This window comes from Rhizobium sp. RSm-3 (assembly GCF_001854685.1).
GTDB classification, from domain to species: Bacteria; Pseudomonadota; Alphaproteobacteria; order Rhizobiales; family Rhizobiaceae; genus Rhizobium; species Rhizobium ecuadorense.
In genome coordinates, this window is the sequence record NZ_MAWZ01000057.1 from 283,977 (window position 1) to 302,935 (window position 18,959).

Annotated in this window: 23 protein-coding genes and 1 pseudogene; 22 read left to right on the forward strand and 2 right to left on the reverse strand. The window is 60.6% G+C overall.

Annotation, left to right across the window (positions count from 1 at the left end; genetic code table 11):
- Positions 1-187 precede the first annotated feature (187 nt).
- On the forward strand, positions 188-958 hold the full coding sequence (locus BBJ66_RS28515) for an SDR family NAD(P)-dependent oxidoreductase (protein ID WP_071091924.1): 771 nt from the start codon (positions 188-190) through the stop codon (positions 956-958).
- 242 nt (positions 959-1,200) lie between these two features.
- Here BBJ66_RS28515 and BBJ66_RS28520 read toward each other — a convergent pair whose 3' ends face one another.
- Complete coding sequence (locus tag BBJ66_RS28520; protein ID WP_071091797.1) at positions 1,201-2,037, reverse strand: dienelactone hydrolase family protein; 837 nt, start codon at positions 2,035-2,037, stop codon at positions 1,201-1,203.
- 142 nt (positions 2,038-2,179) lie between these two features.
- On the opposite strand from BBJ66_RS28520, the pseudogene BBJ66_RS33845 reads away from it, so the two are divergent.
- From BBJ66_RS33845 to BBJ66_RS28550, 7 genes and pseudogenes are all read left to right on the forward strand, one after another.
- Positions 2,180-2,332 (forward strand): annotated as a pseudogene (locus BBJ66_RS33845) (LysR substrate-binding domain-containing protein); the annotation flags it as partial.
- 84 nt (positions 2,333-2,416) lie between these two features.
- A complete protein-coding gene (locus tag BBJ66_RS28525; RefSeq protein ID WP_071091800.1) occupies positions 2,417-2,620 on the forward strand; it encodes a hypothetical protein in 204 nt (67 codons plus the stop codon).
- Between the two features lie 57 nt (positions 2,621-2,677).
- On the forward strand, positions 2,678-3,010 hold the full coding sequence (locus BBJ66_RS28530) for a GYD domain-containing protein (RefSeq protein ID WP_071091803.1): 333 nt from the start codon (positions 2,678-2,680) through the stop codon (positions 3,008-3,010).
- Entirely contained in the window at positions 3,007-3,213 is a 207-nt protein-coding gene (locus BBJ66_RS35715; protein ID WP_274534104.1) for an SDR family oxidoreductase, read from the forward strand. The genes BBJ66_RS28530 and BBJ66_RS35715 overlap by 4 nt, the downstream gene beginning before the upstream one ends.
- An 87-nt stretch (positions 3,214-3,300) precedes the next feature.
- Positions 3,301-3,486 (forward strand): Tox-REase-5 domain-containing protein, encoded by a 186-nt coding sequence (locus BBJ66_RS35945; protein ID WP_071091807.1) that lies wholly within the window; start codon positions 3,301-3,303, stop codon positions 3,484-3,486.
- Positions 3,487-3,690: 204 nt separating this feature from the next.
- Complete coding sequence (locus tag BBJ66_RS28540) at positions 3,691-4,320, forward strand: Imm52 family immunity protein (RefSeq protein WP_128146150.1); 630 nt, start codon at positions 3,691-3,693, stop codon at positions 4,318-4,320.
- 560 nt (positions 4,321-4,880) lie between these two features.
- Complete coding sequence (locus BBJ66_RS28550; RefSeq protein WP_128146149.1) at positions 4,881-5,414, forward strand: hypothetical protein; 534 nt, start codon at positions 4,881-4,883, stop codon at positions 5,412-5,414.
- A gap of 34 nt (positions 5,415-5,448) precedes the next feature.
- Here BBJ66_RS28550 and BBJ66_RS28555 read toward each other — a convergent pair whose 3' ends face one another.
- Positions 5,449-6,333 (reverse strand): LysR family transcriptional regulator, encoded by an 885-nt coding sequence (locus BBJ66_RS28555; RefSeq protein WP_071091819.1) that lies wholly within the window; start codon positions 6,331-6,333, stop codon positions 5,449-5,451.
- A 125-nt stretch (positions 6,334-6,458) separates the two neighbouring features.
- Between BBJ66_RS28555 and BBJ66_RS28560 the strand changes: the two genes are divergently transcribed.
- From BBJ66_RS28560 to nuoF, 14 genes are all read left to right on the forward strand, one after another.
- Positions 6,459-6,644, forward strand: coding sequence for a 4-oxalocrotonate tautomerase (locus BBJ66_RS28560; RefSeq protein ID WP_071091822.1), 186 nt, complete (start codon positions 6,459-6,461; stop codon positions 6,642-6,644).
- A 531-nt stretch (positions 6,645-7,175) separates the two neighbouring features.
- On the forward strand, positions 7,176-7,676 hold the full coding sequence (locus BBJ66_RS28565) for an NADH-quinone oxidoreductase subunit J family protein (RefSeq protein WP_071091825.1): 501 nt from the start codon (positions 7,176-7,178) through the stop codon (positions 7,674-7,676).
- Complete coding sequence (nuoK, locus tag BBJ66_RS28570) at positions 7,676-7,978, forward strand: NADH-quinone oxidoreductase subunit NuoK (RefSeq protein WP_071091828.1); 303 nt, start codon at positions 7,676-7,678, stop codon at positions 7,976-7,978. The genes BBJ66_RS28565 and nuoK overlap by 1 nt, the downstream gene beginning before the upstream one ends.
- 4 nt (positions 7,979-7,982) lie before the next feature.
- Complete coding sequence (locus tag BBJ66_RS28575; RefSeq protein ID WP_071091831.1) at positions 7,983-9,446, forward strand: monovalent cation/H+ antiporter subunit D family protein; 1,464 nt, start codon at positions 7,983-7,985, stop codon at positions 9,444-9,446.
- Entirely contained in the window at positions 9,443-9,697 is a 255-nt protein-coding gene (locus BBJ66_RS28580; RefSeq protein WP_071091834.1) for a hypothetical protein, read from the forward strand. The genes BBJ66_RS28575 and BBJ66_RS28580 overlap by 4 nt, the downstream gene beginning before the upstream one ends.
- Entirely contained in the window at positions 9,690-11,450 is a 1,761-nt protein-coding gene (locus BBJ66_RS28585) for a Na(+)/H(+) antiporter subunit D (RefSeq protein ID WP_071091837.1), read from the forward strand. The genes BBJ66_RS28580 and BBJ66_RS28585 overlap by 8 nt, the downstream gene beginning before the upstream one ends.
- An 8-nt stretch (positions 11,451-11,458) precedes the next feature.
- On the forward strand, positions 11,459-12,934 hold the full coding sequence (locus BBJ66_RS28590) for an NADH-quinone oxidoreductase subunit M (protein ID WP_071091841.1): 1,476 nt from the start codon (positions 11,459-11,461) through the stop codon (positions 12,932-12,934).
- A complete protein-coding gene (locus tag BBJ66_RS28595; RefSeq protein WP_071091844.1) occupies positions 12,931-14,370 on the forward strand; it encodes an NADH-quinone oxidoreductase subunit N in 1,440 nt (479 codons plus the stop codon). The genes BBJ66_RS28590 and BBJ66_RS28595 overlap by 4 nt, the downstream gene beginning before the upstream one ends.
- Positions 14,371-14,523: 153 nt before the next feature.
- Entirely contained in the window at positions 14,524-14,889 is a 366-nt protein-coding gene (locus BBJ66_RS28600) for an NADH-quinone oxidoreductase subunit A (protein ID WP_071091847.1), read from the forward strand.
- The gene (locus BBJ66_RS28605; RefSeq protein ID WP_071091850.1) at positions 14,877-15,380 is read left to right on the forward strand and encodes a NuoB/complex I 20 kDa subunit family protein; all 504 of its coding nucleotides are present in this window, start codon (positions 14,877-14,879) and stop codon (positions 15,378-15,380) included. The genes BBJ66_RS28600 and BBJ66_RS28605 overlap by 13 nt, the downstream gene beginning before the upstream one ends.
- Positions 15,377-15,937: an NADH-quinone oxidoreductase subunit C gene (locus tag BBJ66_RS28610; RefSeq protein ID WP_071091853.1), complete on the forward strand. Its 561-nt coding sequence runs from the start codon at positions 15,377-15,379 to the stop codon at positions 15,935-15,937. Before BBJ66_RS28605 ends, BBJ66_RS28610 begins: the two co-directional genes overlap by 4 nt.
- Before the next feature lies 1 nt (position 15,938).
- On the forward strand, positions 15,939-17,153 hold the full coding sequence (gene nuoD, locus BBJ66_RS28615; RefSeq protein ID WP_071091856.1) for an NADH dehydrogenase (quinone) subunit D: 1,215 nt from the start codon (positions 15,939-15,941) through the stop codon (positions 17,151-17,153).
- A gap of 17 nt (positions 17,154-17,170) precedes the next feature.
- Positions 17,171-17,683 carry an NADH-quinone oxidoreductase subunit NuoE gene (gene nuoE, locus BBJ66_RS28620; protein ID WP_071091858.1) on the forward strand — a complete coding sequence of 171 codons (513 nt, stop codon included), beginning with the start codon at positions 17,171-17,173 and terminating at the stop codon, positions 17,681-17,683.
- A 4-nt stretch (positions 17,684-17,687) separates the two neighbouring features.
- Positions 17,688-18,950 (forward strand): NADH-quinone oxidoreductase subunit NuoF, encoded by a 1,263-nt coding sequence (gene nuoF, locus BBJ66_RS28625; protein WP_071091861.1) that lies wholly within the window; start codon positions 17,688-17,690, stop codon positions 18,948-18,950.
- Positions 18,951-18,959: the final 9 nt, after the last annotated feature.

The window sequence follows — 18,959 nt, forward strand, 5'->3', positions numbered from 1 at the left end:
GTAACGATTTGATTCCTGCGCCTGATGTCGGCACACCCGCCTCGTCCTTCGAGGCCCCTGCGGGGCACCTCAGGATGAGGCTCTCTTGAACCTCGGCGCTGCATTCTCCGACCCCGCGATTTGTGGAATATCTGGCATCCGCCCGCCGACCCTGCCATAAATTGATGTCATCGAGGGAGGCACGATGATGCAGAAGAATGCGCCGGACTTCAGCCTTGAGGGCAAGGTGACATTGGTGACGGGAGCGAGCCGTGGCATCGGCCGGGCTTGCGCGCTTGCCTGTGCCGCAGCAGGCTCCGATATTGTTTTGGGGGTGCGCGATGTCGCAGCCTCGGCTGGCCTGGTTGCCGAACTCGAGGGGGCGGGACGAAAAGTCCTCGCTGTTGAACTTGATATTCCCAATAAGGCCCATATCGCACAAGCCGTCGATGCAGCGCTTGCGACATTCGGCCGGATCGACGTGCTCGTCAACAATGTCGGCGTGGCGCCCGGCAATCTCGCGGAACTCGTTGAGGAGAAGGACCTTGACGAGATCCTCGATGTCAACATCAAGGGCACCTTTCTGATGACGCAGGCAGTCGGGCGTCAGATGATCAAGCGCAATGGCGGCCGGATCATCAACATCAGCTCCCAGGCCGGCACCGTGGCGCTGCGCGGCGAGTCCATCTACTGCATGAGCAAGGCGGCGATCAATCACCTGACGCGCTGCCTGGCAGCCGAATGGGCCGCCTATAATGTCACCGTAAACACCGTATCGCCGACCTTCATCCACACCGATGGGACAGCACCTTTCCTATCCGATGCCGACAATCGCAGAGCGACGCTCGATCACATCCCACTCGGCCGGATCGGTGAAACCGATGATGTGGTGGGTGCGGTCGTCTTCCTGGCATCGCCGGCTGCGAGCCTGATCACCGGCGCCAACCTGCTGGTGGACGGTGGATGGTCAGTCGCTTGAGACCGAGGCTGCTGCACGGCAGCGTAAGTCTTATCGAGACGGAACGGCAATCTTCCCGGATAAGGATCATTCAATCATCTTTCCCTCTTGAATAAAGAAAACATCAAAACCGAGGCTTGAGTGACTCTCGCTGGCGCGATTAGACTGATCTTGGGGCGAACCTAGGTGTTTAGTCCCGCCAGATGGGGGCGCGCTCCTCATCGGGGACCGCCCTTGGCGAGCCTGACGCTGGCGGGCTTCAATTAGAGGTACTTGTTCAGGAATGCACGAACGCTGCTAAAGGACTGCTCGGCCGCCGTCGCATTATATTCTTCCCGATGACCGAATGCCGTCTTTGCCACCGCGACGTCCGGGGAATCGAAATCATGGTATGCATCCGGATAGACGTTGAGTTCGATTGGCGGACCTTTGCCACTAAGGTGAGAAACCCTCTGCCGACACCTTTTAGCGGGGCTCCAATCGTCCAATTCGCCATTTAGGATCAAAGTTGGCACGGTCGCATCGCCCTCACGGGGAGCGCAAACCGGATAGTACCCGACGGCAGCCTTGAACTTTCGATCCATAAACTGCTCGTTGCCTTCGGCTTTCGTGGCTTCCAGTGTTGCGATTCCACCAGCCGAGAACCCCATCAGCCCCACACGTCGGGCATCAACGAAGGTGTATGTCGATAGGAAATCGAGAGCCCCGTAGGCATCGAATACCCGGTCGGGAAGATAGCGTTCACAGGTGTTGTCAATGTTGCGGGTCGTGAAGCTGTCGACCACCAGCACGACATATCCCCATGAGGTCAACCGCTGCGGCCAGTAGGTCTTGGTGTTCGGCCGAATACCTCCGCAACCGTGCATGATAACGACGGCCGGAAAGGGACCATCTCCCTCTGGTCGGCTCAGATATCCCAGCAAGTGCGTAGCTTGGGCCTGCGGGAGACTGGTACCTTGTTCCTTCGCCTTGCGTTCCAGGAATGGACTTGGCTTTGTGACTGCGCTGTCGAATCGCACCAACTCGTCAGCGTGGGCCGCAGGGTTAGGCTGCACGATAGCGATGAGCAAAAGTCCGAAAGCAAGCTTTGTGATTTGCATTGCATTGTTCCGTTGGGCGACAGGCAGTTGGTCAAACGCTATCCGCACCGGTCATCATCTAGATGCGGAAACCTCGACGTCCATAGGTTAAAAAGGGGCGTGGCAAATAGTCGCCCTCAATGAGTATCTGACCGCTTTTTATGCCGCCGCCGCATTGGCAGGGCTGGGCATCGCCTGGATCCCCGACGGCATCACCCATCAATACGTGGCCTCCGGCGCCCTGGTTCCGGTCATGACACGCTATCCTCCGCCTCCGGCAGCCATCCACGTCATCCGCCCGCCGGGTCAGCATCCCGACCCTGCCATAAATTGATTTCATCGAGGGAGGCACGATGATGCAGAAGAATGCGCCGGACTTCAGCCTTGAGGGCAAAGTGCCTTGTGTGCGCTCGATCAATGCGCGGCGGGTATCCGGATCGCGCCGCCGAAAGAAAAGGTGGCGCACCCGGCCTTCGGCAGTTTCGCCGACATCCTTGTCCTCGGCTTCGATGTTTCGGCGGAGAAGAGGGCGGCGCGGAACTTTCTCACGAGGTACGCCGGTTTACTCCGGTTTAATCTGATCGCGGCGAGCGCCTATATGTGAGATATTGAATATGCGGCAGATCACCCGATCTGCCCGATAGTTGAGGGAGGATGTCCTATGCCACTGTTCATAATCACAGGGTGCTATTCAGCCACGGCAGCGAAGGGAATGATCGCCGATCCATCGGACCGGGAAGCGGCGGCCCGTGCCATCATGGAAGCTGCAGGCGGGAAACAGCATTCTTTCTACGTCACGACCGGGGAAACTGACTGGATGATAGTCGCGGAATTTCCCGACGGTGTTGACCTGATCCCCGCACTTCTTGTCGTCGGCGCATCGGGAGCAGTATCGAATATCAAAACCGTGCGAGCATACACGGGGGCGGAATTCAAAGCCGCCCAAGAAAAGGCGGGCAAAATCGCATCTGCCTACAAAGCCCCTGCAAAATAAGCAGACCACTCGTTGGATCATTTCTGGCAGCGGATGTGCGATCCGCTGCCGACAATCGCAAAGCGACGCTCGATTACATTCCTCTCGGCCGGATCGGTGAAACCGATGATGTGGTGGGTGCCGTCGTCTTCCTGGCATCGCCGGCCGCGGGCCTGATCACCGGCGCCAACCTGCTGGTGGATGGTGGATGGTCCGTGGCTTGACGGGCGAGGCTGCTGCACGATCGGACAATCTGACATAGACGTGGCTCGTCGCGTCCCGCTGGCGATTGTTGACTAAGCTATGAAAGAATGAGCGCCCGAGCCGCAGCCCACCAGACGGCGGTGACCGGAAGAGCCGCGGATCAGAGTTTCCTCGTGAACGGGGTTAAATTCGACGGATATGATAAATATCGGGACGTCTTGTTGGAGGCGAAGGACAAATATGGGAACTTTGTTAAGAAAGACGGAAGCTTTTGCGAGTGGTTCAGCGGATAAAAAAGTCTTGTAGAGCAAGGACGCCGTCAGTTGGACGCGGCAGGGAATCGGCAAGTTGAGTGGGTGTTTTCGGATGCCAGGCCTGCTGGGGCGACAGCGAAGCTCTTTGAAGACCGAGGCATTAAAGGATATCGATTCAAGTGAAGGATGCCACGCAGCAAGTCCCCACCACGACCAGTACGTTTAACTCTCGGGGCTATTAATATGACTATCACGCGTTACAAATTATTGGCCTACCGCGCTAGTAGACCAAGAAGCCTCGAAGAATGCACAGCAGACTTAAGCGTGTTGCTGAACAGTCTTTCAAAGATCAGCCCAGCGGCTTTTCAATGGAAGTTGCTTGGATCGTCAAAACGAAAGGCAATGCAGAACAGTTTCATCGATCCCAACAATCTTGATTTTTTGAATGATCTTATCTTCAAGGGTGCAAATCGGCGGGACGATGATCGTAGTATCATTTCGGATCTTGGCTTTCAGGTTTTCTTATGGAATGGATCATCAAAAGATGATGCCGCCGCAAGTTTGAGTATAGTAAACGGGAATACGAGTAAGACTTCGCCAAACTCGGTTGTTTTAGAGTTTCCATATTTCGGCGATCTCAAGGAAAATGTCGAAACAGTGATAGATATTCTTTCTGTCGCCGTTGAGGCAATCGAGGCTGAAAGGGCGTTGCTATTCCGAGAGGATTTGGCGCCACCTACTTTCGATAAGATGTTTCTGGAAACGGCGGCGTTTCTTGCTGACGGATTTGATCCGCAAAGCGCTCATCAACTCGCGCGGGAAGCGGATGAAATCATTTTGGCAAGTCACGGCAAGATTTTCATCAAGCGGTAAAATTGGCGCCATAGCAGCCTCTTCTCGCTGGCTTCAAAAGGCATATAATGGTGTCTCTTCAGTGCGTGCTGAGGTGCCGACTGCGCAAGCCGATAGGCTTTTTCGTGTTGAGCGTTTAGACGGTATCGGACCGGCGCGATACGCAGATATCGACCAACTTGATGGCGTGAAAATACATTGGAGAGCAACGCGCTAGTATGAGCAAAATTGTCAACGTGGCAGGCGACACTTGCGCGACCCCTGCCGCCGCCGCGAAACTGCCATTGTCGATGACCCTGACGAACATCGTTCTCCAAGTGGACAGGTGGTCGGCCTTAAATTCATAGCGCTCTGCGACCTCACTCACCATCACGCTAGGTCGCAATCTCTCTAAAACGATCTTGGTGTTGACTGTAAGCGCTGTCCGTCTCGCACCTTGATGCATTGTGCCGTTTCGACGACGGTCTCCCAGCGGCATCTTCCGCTTCGCGCCGATTGCAATCATCGCGTACGTGTTGATCTCTTGATGAGCCGTCAGGTCGACGGTTATAAGGCGCACGGGTCGGATGAGGGGGCGTGGCTTGGCTGATATCGAATTGGTTCTTTCAGAAGGCCGAATGCACAGCTTCGTCCAAGAACGCTTGTCTGATTGTATCATGGCAAAGGCCGACGATCTGCCTTTTTCGGGGCCGCATGATAGCGATCTTCTCGAATATATGCGCCATCAATTGCGACAGATTTTCATCAAGCACCCTTCTTTCGCGACTGACGATTTCTGTTTCGAGCAGCATACCTACCCAGATGGCACGGGAATATTCCTCGTCGATCAGTTTGCAGGGGTGGGCCACTTGAAAATGCTCACGCTCCCGCTGCGAGGTGCCTTAGAACCGGCCTACCGACTAACCATCGGTTATCAGAGCTTTTTCGTATCAGGGAACGAGCACATTCCTCCCTCGCCACAGCTCAAGAAGTTTTATACCACGGCGAAAAATGCCGCCAAAAAGCGGACGCAGAGACTAGAAATCTGGACAGGTCGAAGCATGTGGTTTGAAACTGACCTTTTGAAATCCGCTCCCAATATTCTGGATATTGTCAGAGCCGCACATCGGTTTTGACAAGGCTCACGGCTGCTCGACCGACAGAGCGTCGCTAGCCAAACCGTTCCACCAGGAAATCGATCACCGTCCGCAACATCGCTGTCGGCCGGCGGTTCGGCGCATAGATGAGGGACATCGGAACAGGCTTGTAGGACCATTCCGGCAGCACCTGTTCCAGCCGTCCTTCGGCGATATCGGCGGCGAGCAGCAGTTCCGGCTGCAGCACAATCCCCGCGCCGCTGAGCGCTGCCATGCGAAGGGCTGCCCCCTGGTTGGTGGAGAATTTTCCGGAGATCAACACATCCCGCATTTCGCCTGCCGGCCCGACCAGGTGCCAGCGATCCTGCATGCGCCAATAGGAGTGGCCGAGGCAGAGGTGGTTGGTCAGAGCCTCCGGCGAGGCCGGCCGGCCATGGCGGGCGAGATAATCCGGCGCGGCAGCGAGAATCCGCCGGTAGGGCGTCAGCGGGCGGGCGACCAGGCTGTCGTCAGAGAGCGGGCCGATGTGGATGCCGAGCTCGAAGCCCTCGCCGACGAGGTCATGAACGTTATTGTCGAGCGACAGCTCGATGCTGACGTCGGGATAGGAGTTCTGATAATCGATCAGCGCCGGCACCAGGATCTGCGTCCCGAAGCTGACGGGTGCCACCACGCGAAGCCGGCCGCGCGGCGCCGATTGCAGCTCGCTCGCCGAAGCCTCGGCCAGCGCCACTTCGGAGAGCGCGCGTTTGCAGCGCTCGTAATAGAGCTGGCCGACCTCTGTCAGCTGATGGCGGCGCGTGGTGCGATGGATCAGCTTCGCCCCGAGCCGGGTCTCGATGGTCTTGATGTGCTTGGCAACCATGGCCGGCGACACTTGCGCGATCCCTGCTGCCGCCGCGAAACTGCCGTTGTCGATGACCCGGACGAACATCGCCATGCCGGCCAGCTTGTCCATGATTGCCTACCTCCAGGTTTTGAATGACGATACCGGGAGCTTATTTATCAACCTCAGAATTTGCAACATAGTCGCCACATCCGCGCCAAGGCGACGGATATTGCCAACGTGACCAAGGAGAAAACATGCCTATTCTTCACCTGCAGATGCATCCCGGCCGCACCGACGATCAGAAACGCGCCTTCGCCCGCGAAGCCACCAAGGCCACCGTCGAAACGCTGGCGTGCCCGCCGGAATCGGTGGAAATCCTGATAACGGAGATCGCCAAGGATTCCTGGGCGGTCGGCGGCAAGCTGAAATCCGAGGCCTGAGAGACGACCCGCAGCATCGAAGCTTGAAGGGCGATCGTGAAAGGTGTGCCGTGCGGCCCCCTCATCCGACCCTGCGGGCCAGCTCTCCCCGCTGGGGAGAAGAGGGAGGCTGCCGGTTCGCCAACGACTCCATTGAAGGAAGTGCCTTTGGAGAGGTAGGATCGTTTGGGCAGTGTCGGTGCGTCTTGCTCCCTCTTCTCCCCTCGGGGAGAAGGTGGCCCGCAGGGTCGGATGAGGGGGCCGCAGGCACGGCACCAACGACGGTTAGTCTGTCCATGGATGTCTGCTACTGGTGCGAACAGGCCAAGGCGGGATCGAACTGGCGCAGTGATGCGGCACTTATCCACGTCGGTCTGATCTTCAGCCGGCGGTCGCGCCCCAGACCGGCCTGATATTGCCTCGCCGATGACAATAATCTTGTGAAAAATTCGATCTTAGGGCACAATTTGTGAACGCATCGGAATTTGCGGTGCCATCTCAGACCCGGCCGTTTGGCGCCGGGTGACAGTTGGCGCCGGAGGGTCGGCGTCGATGGATCAGGGGTTCTTTCTTCTGTTCGCTACGGTGTCCGTGATCACCGCCCTGACACTGGTCATGGCGCGCAATCCGGTTCACAGCGCATTGGCGTTGATGGCGTGCTTCCTGCAGATATCGGCAATCTTCGTCCTGCTCGAGGCGCCGCTGCTCGCGGTCATCCAGATCTTCGTCTATGTCGGCGCGATCATGGTCCTGTTCGTCTTCGTGATCATGATGATCGATGTGCGCGAAGCGGTCTTGCAACGGTTCTTGCCGGGCGGCAACATGCCGGCACTGGTGCTGCTCGTCCTGCTTGGGGTCGAGATGCTTGCGCTGGTGCTCTGGAGCGGCCGCTTTTCTCTCACGGAGCCCGTCACCGTCAGCGGTGGCGATCAGGTCAGGCAGCTCAGCACAACGCTGTTCGCCGACTATCTCCTGCCGTTCGAAGTTGCGTCCGTCATCCTGCTGGCCGCGCTCGTCGGGGCCATCGTGCTGGCGCAGAAGGAGCAGGAGTGATGGTTCCGCTCTGGTGGTATATTTTGCTCGGAGTGGCGCTGTTCGTGATCGGAGCGGCGGGCGTGCTGCTCAGGCGCAACATTCTGGTCGTGCTGATGTCGCTGGAGCTGATGCTCAACTCAGTCAACATCAATTTCATCGCTTTCGGACGTTACCACGCCGATTTCCGCGGGCAGATTTTCGCGATCTTCGTCATCGCCATCACCGCGGCGGAGGTTGCCGTCGCCCTCGGCATCCTGGTCGCCCTGGTGAGGAACAAATCTACCCTCAAGGTCGACGACGTGACCATGATGAAAGGATAGTGGCTTGGACCCGGTGATATCGATCCGGCCGCTGCTTGCCGTCGCCGTCGCCGGCCTGGCGGTCCTTGCCGTTCTCCTTCTGAACAAGCGCGAGAGACTCCGCGATGTCGTCTCGCCGCTGGCGGCAATCGCCATGTTCGCAATTGTCGTGTCGATGGCACCAACGGTGCTGGCGGGCGGGACGGTCGAATTGCGCCTGTTTGCGGTTCTGCCGGGGATCGACTTCGCTTTCCGGGTCGATGCGCTCGGCATGGTGTTTGCCACCGTCTCGTCGCTGCTGTGGATTGTCGCGGCGATCTATTCCATCGGCTACATGCGGCAGTTGAACGAGCATGCGCAGACCCGGTTCTTCGCCTGCTTTGCCGCCAGTCTCGCGGCGGCGGTCGGAGGCGCCTTCGCCGCCAATCTGTTCACGCTGGTGATCTTCTACGAGATGCTCACCCTCGTGACCTATCCGCTCGTTTACCACCACGAAGACGAAGAGGGATGGACGGGCAGCCGCAAGTACCTCGTCTATTTGATGGGGGCGTCAAAAAGCGTGCTTCTCGCCGCGCTGGCGCTGACCTACCAGATTGCGGGATCACTCGATTTTGTGCCGGGGGGCCTGCTGGCAGGCAGCCATGCTTCGGCGGCGCTGCTGACAGTCGTTTATTTCTGCTACCTCTTCGGCTTCGCCAAGGCTGCGGTGATGCCGATGCACGCATGGCTGCCTGCCGCGATGGTGGCGCCGACACCGGTCAGTGCGCTCCTGCATGCGGTGGCCGTGGTCAAGATGGGCGTGTTCTGCGTGCTGCGGCTGGTGTTTTATGTCTTCGGCACGGGGCTGGTGGACGGGCTCGGACTCGGCATCGCCACGGCCTATCTGGTCTCGTTCACGATCCTGATGGCATCGGTCTACGCCCTGACGCGGGACGACCTGAAGGCGCGGCTCGCCTATTCGACGGTCAGCCAGCTCTCCTACATCGTGCTGGGCGCGGTTCTGCTCTCGCCGGTCGCGATGGTCGGCGGGATCATCCACATCGCGGCGCATGCATTCTCGAAGATCACCCTGTTTTTCTGCGCCGGTTCGATCTATTGCGCGTCCGGCAAGCGCAACATCAGCGACATGGCCGGTATCGGCCGCAGGTTGCCCTGGACGATGGGGGCGTTCTTCGTCGGCTCACTCAGCATGATCGGGGTGCCGCCGACGGCGGGGTTCGTCAGCAAGTGGTATCTGGCGCGGGGCGCGGTGGAGGCCGGCGAAATCGCGTTCCTGATCGTGCTCCTGGCGAGTTCGGTCCTCAACGCCGCCTATTTCTTGCCGGTCAGCTATGTCGCCTTTTTCGGCACCGAGGCGCAAGGGAGCCCGGCGACGATCCGCGAAATTCCGATGATGACGATCCCGCTGGTTGCGACCGCCATCCTGTCGGTGGCGATGGGCATCTTCCCCGACTATTTCGTCGCCTTGGCGGAGGGAGTTGTCAGATGATAAAGCGCGTGGTCGATTTCTTCGGCGACGGAAACCATGCGAGCGAACGGCGTCGGCTGTTCTATCTGGTGCTCGTCCTGATCGTCATCGCCGACTTCCTGGTGCCGCGTGAACACGCCGAATACCTGTGGGACCGCCTGCCGGGCTGGTCGGCCGTCTACGGCTTCATATCCTGCGTGCTGCTGATCTTCGTTTCCAAGTTCCTCGGTCATCGGGCCGGGCTCATGCGGCGCGAGGACTATTATGACTGACTTCGTCCATCCCGCCCTGCTGTTCATTGTCGGCGCCCTGCCGATCCCCTTTCTGAACGGGTCGATCCGCAAGGCCTATCTGCTGCTGATCCCGATACTGGCGATCCTCACCGTGCTGACGATGCAGCCGGGCAGCTACGGCGCGGCGTCGTTCATCGGGCAGGAAATCCTCATCGCGAAGGTCGACAAGCTGAGCATCGTCTTCGCAACGGTTTTCACCATCATGGCGCTGATCGGAACGGTCTACGCTCTGCACCTGACGCGCCCCGGCCAGCATGTCGCTGCGTTCGTCTATGTCGGCAGCGCGCTTGGCGTGGTTTTCGCCGGCGACTACCTGACCTTGTACCTGTTCTGGGAAGGCATGGCGTTTGCTTCTGCCTATCTGGTCTTCGCCCAGGGCGGCCGGCAGGCGGTTGCCGCCGGTTTCCGCTATCTCATGGTCCACATCACCGGCGGCGTCGTTCTGCTCGGTGGCGTCCTTCTCCACGGGCTCGCCACGGGTTCGCTGCTCGTCGGCCCGATCGAGGGCGGGATGGGCGCCGGCGCCTACCTGATCCTTGCCGGGTTCATGCTCAACGCCGCAGTGCCGCCGCTGAACGCCTGGCTGACCGATGCTTACCCGGAGGCGACCGTCACCGGGGCGGTGTTCATGAGCGCCTTCACCACCAAGACCGCCGTCTATGTCCTGGCGCGGACGTTTCCGGGGACCGAGCTTCTGGTTTGGCTCGGCACCGCAATGGCGCTTTACGGTGTCATCTTCGCGGTGCTGGAGAACGACTGCCGGCGGCTGCTCGGCTATCATATCGTCAGCCAGGTGGGTTACATGGTGGCGGGTATCGGCATCGGCACCGAGATGGCAGTGAACGGCGCCTCCAGCCACGCCTTCGCGCATATCCTCTACAAGGCACTGCTATTCATGGGCGCGGGAGCGGTGATCCACGTCACCGGCCGCCGCAAGCTCACCGAGCTTGGCGGGCTCTACAGGACCATGCCGATAACGGTGGCGCTCTATATGGTCGGCGCCCTGGCAATTTCGGCGTTTCCGTTCTTCTCAGGCTTTGTCACCAAATCGATGGTGATTGCCGCCGCCGGACAGGATCATCGGGCGCTGGTGGTGCTGGCGCTGACGATGGCGTCGTCGGGGACGTTCCTGCACACGGGCCTGAAGCTCCCCTATTACATGTTTTTCGGCGTGGACCGGAAACTGGAGGCGCGGGAGCCGCCGCGCAACATGCTGGTTGCGATGGGCATGGCGGCGGTGCTCTGCATTGCGATCGGGGTATTCCCGCAGCCGCTTTACGCGCTTCTCCCTTATCCGGTCGACTTCCAACCCTATACGGGCGTCCATCTCACCGAGAGCCTCGGCTTGTTGATGTTCACGGCACTGGGATTCGTGATCTTCCTCAGGGCGCTCGACCCCGAAAACACGATCAGCATCGACACCGACTGGTTCTACCGCAAGGGCGCGCGGCTCTTCATGTGGTTCGCCGAAAAACCGCTGGCGGGCTATGAGAAGGCGGTCAGCAACGTCTCCGAGACAACTGCGCTACCCTTCCTGCACGGGACGGCACGGGCGGGACTGTGGATCGATCTCACCGGCGTGGACGCCGTCGTCAACGGCGTCGCCCGCTCGATCCTGCGCGGCGGCGGGCGGCTCAGGCGGCTCCAGACCGGCGTCGTGACCCATTATGCGCTGGCGATGATCGCCGGTGTGATCGCAGCCGCCATGGTCTTCGCCGTGGTATGGCGGTAGGGGGCGCGATGGGATTGCCGCTGCTGAGCCTCATCATTTTCACGCCCGTCGCCGGGGCAGCGGTTCTGATGTTTCTGCGCGGCGACGATGCGGTGCGCTGGACAGCGCTGGCTGTCACCATCCTCGACCTCGCCCTCTGCATCGCCATGCTGGCCGGATTCGACACCACCACCCACGCGATGCAGTTCACGGAGAAGCGCCCCTGGGTGCCCGCGCTCGGCATCAATTATGCGCTTGGTATCGACGGGATAAGCGCCCTCTTCGTGTTCCTGACCGCGTTGCTGGGTTCGATCTGCGTGCTCGCCTCATGGGTTGCGATCGACCGCAAGGTGAAGGCGTTCATGGTCAGCCTGCTCTCCATGCAGGCGCTGATGCTGGGGGTGTTCTGCGCGCTCGACCTGTTCCTGTTCTACGTCTTCTGGGAAGCGATGCTGATCCCGATGTACCTGATCATCGGCGTCTGGGGCGGCGACGGCCGGGTCTATGCGGCGTTCAAGTTCTTCCTCTACACTCTGGCGGGCAGCGTCCTGTTCCTGGTCGGTGTCATCGTACTCTATTTCAACGGCGGCGAGACCTTCGACATCCTCGCCCTCACTGCACAGGATTTGCCGTTCCGGGTCCAATCCTGGCTGTTCTTCGCCTTCCTGATCGCCTTCGCGGTCAAGGTGCCGATGGTCCCGGTCCATACCTGGCTGCCGGACGCCCATGTACAGGCGCCGACCGCGGGCAGTATCATCCTCGCCGGCGTACTCCTGAAGATGGGCGCCTATGGCTTCCTGCGGTTCTCGCTGCCGATGCTGCCGGAGGCGTCGGTATATTATTCGACACTGATGCTTGCGCTTTCAGCGCTTGCGATCGTCTATGGCGGGTTGCTGGCGCTGGCACAGGACGATCTGAAGAAACTGGTGGCCTATTCCAGCATCAGCCACATGGGCTTCGTGACCATGGGGATTTTTGCGCTGAACCTGCGCGGGCTCCAGGGCGGCATCCTGCAAATGTTCAATCACGGCGTGACGACGGGCGCCCTGTTCCTGTTCGTCGGCCTGATTTACGAGCGGACCCATAGCCGCAGCATCGCCGATTATGGCGGGTTGATGAAGGCGGCACCCGTCTATACCGCGTTTCTTGCGCTGTTCACCCTGTCGTCGATGGCGCTGCCGGGAACGAATTCGTTCGTCGGCGAATTGCTGGTCCTGTCGGGCGGGTTTGCGGCAAACCTCGCCGTCGGCGCGGCCGCCGTTGTGGGTGCGTTGCTGGGCGCGGCCTATCTGCTTGGCATGTATGGGAAAGTCGCGCTTGGTCCGGCCAGCGTCGGCGTCCGCTTCAAGATACGCGACGTCAACGCCCGCGAGCTGGCAGCGACCCTGCCGCTGGCCGTCTTCGTGCTGTGGGTCGGGCTCTATCCGAAGCCCTTTCTCGCTATCATCGACGTTTCGGTGGAACATCTTTTGGTGCAGGTGCACGCCAAGGGGAGCGGCCAATGACCGCCGCCGCACTTTTCCAGTCGGCTCTCGCAAGCCTGCCCGAGATCGTGGTGGTCACTGGAGCCTGCCTCCTGCTGATCCTGGGACAGTTTTTGCGCAAGGGGCAGACGTATCTCCTTATCTGGGCTTCCGTCGCGGTCGTGCTGATTGCCGCCTTGGCGACACTCATGCTGGCGGGAGACGTGCGGCCGGCCTATACGGGCATGTTCATCGCCGACCGTTTCGCGGTCTTCTTCAAGTTGGTGTTCTACATCGCCACCATTCTGACATTCCTGCTTTCGCGGAAATATGCCGAAATCGAAGGGATCGGGAGCAGCGAATACTATGTCCTGCTGCTTTTTGCCCTTTCGGGAATGATGATCATGGCCTCGGCGACCGATCTCCTGTCGATCTACGTGGGCCTCGAGCTGATGGTGCTTTGCACCTACGTGCTGACCGGCTTTCTCAGGCGTGAGCGGCGGTCGAACGAAGCGGCGCTGAAATACGTCATCCTTGGTGCGGTCTCGACCGGAATTTTCCTCTACGGCGTTTCGCTGGTCTACGGGCTCACCGGCACGACGCAATTGGCCGCGATGGCTGCGGCCGTGACCGGCGATCCGCGCGATCCCGGCTTGCTGCTGGCGGTGGTCTTCATCGTCGCGGGGCTGGTTTTCAAGGTCGGCGCGGTGCCGTTCCACATGTGGGTGCCGGATGTCTATGAAGGCGCGCCGACGACGATCACCGCCTTCATGTCCGTGGGCCCCAAGGCGGCGGGGTTCGCGGTGATCCTGCGGGTGTTCCTCAACCCTCTGGTCGCAACCTCCAACGTCTGGATCATCGTCGCGGTCATTGCCGTGGTGACGATGGCGCTCGGCAGTTTCGTTGCGCTGGTGCAGGATAATTTCAAGCGCCTGCTGGCCTATTCCAGCATCGCCCATGCCGGGTTCGCTCTGTTCGGCGTGGTGGCCGGGGGCGCGGACGGCATCGCCAGCGTGATGATCTATCTGCTGATCTACTCGCTGATGAATCTCGGCATTTTCGGCATCGTCATCCTGATGCGGAACGGCGATTTTTCCGGCGAGGGTATCGAAGACTATGCCGGTCTCGCCAAGGCGCATCCAGGGCTGGCACTGCTGATGCTGCTCTATCTGTTCTCGCTGGCCGGCATTCCGCCAACGGCCGGGTTCTTCGCCAAGTTCTACGTGCTGGTCGCGCTCGTCGAGCGAGGGTTCGTCATGCTGGCGGTGATCGCAGTGCTGCTGAGTGCGGTTGCCGCCTATTTTTATATCCGCATCGTCATGGTGATCTACATGCGCGAGCCGGAAAGGACGTTCGACCCGGCGCTGACGCCCCTGGTGCGCGCGACGCTCGCCTTCACTGCTGCCGGCACCATCGGCATCGGCCTGTTTCCCGCGTGGTTTCTGAGACTTGCCCAGCATTCCGTGTTTGGCGGCTGAGCGATTGAATTTGCAATGATCTGTCCGACGGAATAAACTCGAAGCTCTAGAAAGGATTGCCCAAGTCGCTTCCCGGGGCGACCGCATTACGGTCCTGAACAGGACGGTCGCGGCCTGAGGAAAGCGCTCAGTGGGTAACCGGTGCAGTGCGATATGGCTGCAATGGAATTCCTGCCGGTTCTTTTTATGATCGCCGGGGTCGCTCTGGTGACGGGGGCGACGCTTTTTGTCTCCTCGCTGCTGCGCCCGTCCAATCCCTATCCCGAAAAGAACATGCCCTATGAGTGCGGCATGGACGCGGCCGGCGAGGCCGCCGGCGGGCGCATGAGGGTACAGTTCTTTATCTTGGCGATCCTGCTGGTCGTCTTCGATGTCGAGACGATGTTCCTCTTTCCCTGGGCCGTCGTCCTGAAAGACATCGGGCTGGTCGGCTTTGTCGAGATGTTCATCTTCATCGTGCTGCTTCTCGTGGGCTTGGCCTACGCCTGGCTGAAGGGAGCGCTCGAATGGGAGGCGTAAACAACACGATCCGCGACAGCGTGCTGTTCACCACGGCCGAGAGCGTTATCAACTGGAGCCGAAGCTCGGCGCTGTGGCCCGAAACTTTCGGAATTGCCTGCTGCGCCATCGAGATGATCTCGGCCGGCTGCGCCCGCTATGATCTCGACCGGTTCGGCGTGGTGTTCCGGCCATCGCCCCGCCAGTCCGATGTGATGATCATCGCCGGCACGGTAACGCGGAAGTTCGCGCCCGTGGTGCGCCGGCTCTATGACCAGATGCCGGAGCCCCGCTGGGTCATCGCCATGGGCACCTGCGCCATCTCGGGCGGGGTCTACAACACCTATGCGGTGGTGCAAGGATCGGAAACCTTCGTGCCGGTGGACGTGCATGTGCCCGGCTGCCCGCCGCGGCCCGAGGCGCTGATGCACGGCTTCCTGCTGCTTCAAGAAAAGATCAAGAGGTCCCGCGCGCTGGCCGGGACGCCTCTGGATCGGGTTGCATCGTCATGAGTGCGGAGCCGTCTCTCGATCGCGCGCTGATCATGGAGCGTTTCGGGGAAACAATCGAGGACCTCGGCGCCGCGCACGGCATTCACGCCTTTGCTGTTCCACCTGAGAAGATCGTCGCGTTCTGCCGGTTTCTGAAGGAGCATCCGGCGCTGCAGTTCAATTTCCTGTCTGATATCTGCGGCGTTGATCATTACCCCGAAACGCCGCGCTACGAGGCGGTGTACCACCTCTATTCGCTGCCGAACAAATGGCGGCTCCGGATCAAGTGCCGGCTTGGCGATCCCCCGCAAGTTGCCTCGGTCACGGGGATCTGGCGCACCGCCAACTGGCATGAGCGCGAGGCCTTTGACATGTATGGCATCCGGTTCGACGGGCATCCCGATCTGCGCCGGATCTACATGTGGGAAGGCTTCGAGGGCTTTCCCCAGCGCAAGGATTTTCCACTGCGGGGCTACAAGGACGAGTTGAATCCCTTCGGGGCCGAAGGTCCGCCGCCAACAAAGCCCGACCTTGCCACTAAAGATATCCCGGGAGGCCGTTCCACGCTGGAAAATTGAGATGACCGAAGTCACCGAACTCTGCAGGCCAGAGAGCGAAGCGCTCAATACCAAGGACGTGCTTCTCAACCTCGGCCCCCAGCACCCCAGTACGCATGGGGTTCTTCGGCTCGTCCTCGAACTGGACGGCGAATACGTCAAGCGCGTCGACCCGCATATCGGCTACCTGCACCGCGGCACCGAAAAGCTGGCGGAGAGCTTCACCTATACCCAGATTTTCCCGCTGACGGACCGGCTCGACTATCTCTGTCCGCCGTCGAACAACCTGGCCTTCGCGCTGGCGGTGGAGAAACTCCTCGGCATAGAAGCGCCGATCCGCGCACAATATATCCGCGTGCTGATGGCCGAGCTGGCGCGGATCTCCGGCCATGTCCTGATTACCGGCGCGCTGCCGATGGACCTCGGCGCCATGACCGCCCTGCTCTACGTCATGCGGGAGCGCGAAATGATCATGGACCTGCTGGAGATGATCAGCGGGGCGAGGATGCACACGTCCTTCTGCCGGGTCGGCGGTGTGCGCGAGGATCTGCCCGACGGGTTCTTGCCCAAGATCCGGGAGTTCTGCGACATCTTCCCCAACCGGATCCGCGACTACGAGCGATTGCTCGATAACAACAGGGTGTTCCTGAAGCGCACACAGGGGATCGGCGTGATCGCCGCCGAGGACGCCATCGATCTCGGACTGAGCGGCCCGAACCTGCGCGCCTCGGGCGTCGACTGGGACATCCGCCGCGACGAGCCCTACGAGATTTACGACCGGCTCGACTTCAACGTCATCACCCGCGACGAGGGCGACTGCTATGCGCGCTGGCAATGCCGCGTCGAGGAGATGCGCGAGAGCATCCGGATCATCGAGCAATGCCTCGACCAGATGCCCGAAGGGCCGTTCCAGATCGACATGCCGACGATCGCCTATCCGATGGACAAGCAGCGGGTGCATTGCTCGATGGAGGCGCTGATCCAGCATTTCGACCTCTCGGCCTATGGCTTCAAGGTGCCGAAGGGCGAGGTCTATTCGGCGATCGAGGCGCCAAAGGGCGAGCTCGGCTTCTACATCATCAGCGACGGGTCGCCGAAACCGTTCCGCATGAAGGTGCGGGCCCCCTCGTTCGTCAACCTTCAGGGGCTGTTCGGGGTCACCAACGCCCGCTTTCTGGCGGACATGATCGCCGTGCTCGGCAGCCTCGACCCGGTGATGGCCGAGGTGGACAAATAGCAGGAGATTTGGACGCGATGACCATGCGCGAAAAGATCGAAGAGGCAGCAGCGCGGTATCCCGACCAGCGCTCGGCGATCATGCCGGCACTTCTGATCGCGCAGAGGGAGCATGGCCATCTGCCTGGTCCGGTGCTGGAAGAGGTCGCCGACATTCTCCGGGTCGAACGGATCTGGGTTTACGAGCTGGCGACCTTCTACACGCTCTTCCATACCGAGCCGGTCGGCACGTTCCACCTGCAGCTCTGTGACAATGTTTCCTGCATGCTGTGCGGGGCCGAGACCCTGCTGCAGCATCTGGAAACGGCGCTGGGGATCAGCAAGGGCGAGACCACGCCGGACGGGCTGTTCACGCTTTCGACCGTGGAGTGCCTCGGTGCCTGCGAGATGGCTCCGGTGATGCAGGTCGGCGACGATTACCACGGCGCGCTCGATGTCGCGCGTATCGACGCGCTTCTGGACAGGTTGCGGACCGAGGCGGGGCAAGCGACAGGTGCCGATCTCACCGCCGCCGCACCGCCCGGAGAGTAGCGCCATGTTCGAGCCGGTTCTTCTCAAGAATATCGACGTGCCGGGCGGTCATTTGCTGTCGACCTACGAAGCCGGCGGAGGCTACCAGGCGCTGGCCAGGGTGCTGCGCGACTACACGCCCGACGAGGTCGTCGAGCTTGTCAAACGGTCCAATCTGCGCGGTCGAGGCGGCGCCGGATTCCCGACGGGCATGAAATGGAGTTTCGTGCCGAAGCAGTCGGGCAAGCCGAAATATCTCTGCTGCAACGCCGATGAGGGCGAGCCGGGCACCTTCAAGGACCGGATCCTCATGGAGCGCGATCCGCACCAGCTCATCGAGGGGCTGGCGGTCAGCGCTTACGCGATCGGGGCCGAAACCGCCTATCTCTACATCCGCGGAGAATATGTGACGGCGATCCGTCGCCTTGAGCAGGCGATCGCCGAGGCGCACGCAAAGGGTTATCTGGGATCGCGCATTCTAGGCTCGGATTTCAATTTCACCGTCCACATCCACTGCGGCGCCGGCGCCTATATCTGTGGCGAGGAGACCGCGATGCTCGAGTCGCTCGAGGGCAAGCGGGCGCAGCCGCGATTGAAGCCGCCCTTTCCGGCCGTGGCCGGGCTCTACGCCAGCCCCACAGTGATCAACAATGTCGAGACGCTCGCTTGCGTGCCGCATATCGTCGTGCGGGGGCCGGACTGGTTTCGCGACATCGGCCCGGAGAAGAGCCCCGGCCCGAAGCTCTACTGCGTCAGCGGCCAGGTGCGCAAACCCGGCCTCTACGAGTTGCCGATGGGCATACCGCTGCACGAACTGGTCGATCACGCCGGCGGCCCCCCACCGGGGCGCAAGATCAAAGCGGTGATCCCCGGCGGTGTATCGGCACCGGTCATCCCGGAGCATGGGCTGGACGTGGGTATGGATTTCGACTCGCTGGCTGCCGCCGGCTCGATGCTCGGTTCGGCTGGCGTTATCGTGATCGACAACTCCACCTGCATGGTCAAGGTCGCCACCCGGATCATCGAGTTCTTCCACCATGAGTCCTGCGGCAAGTGCACGCCCTGCCGGGAAGGATTGAACTGGGTCGTGAAGATCCTGCGCCGGATCGAGGCCGGGGAAGGTGCTGCCGGCGATCTGGAGCAGTTGGACATGCTCTGCAAAGGCATTTTCGGCAATACGTTTTGTGCTTTGGGCGATGGCGCCGCGATGGGATTGCGGGCAGCCCTCAAGCATTTCCGCGAAGAGTTCGTCGCCCATATCGAGGAACGAAGGTGCCCGTTTCACTGAAGGATTGCC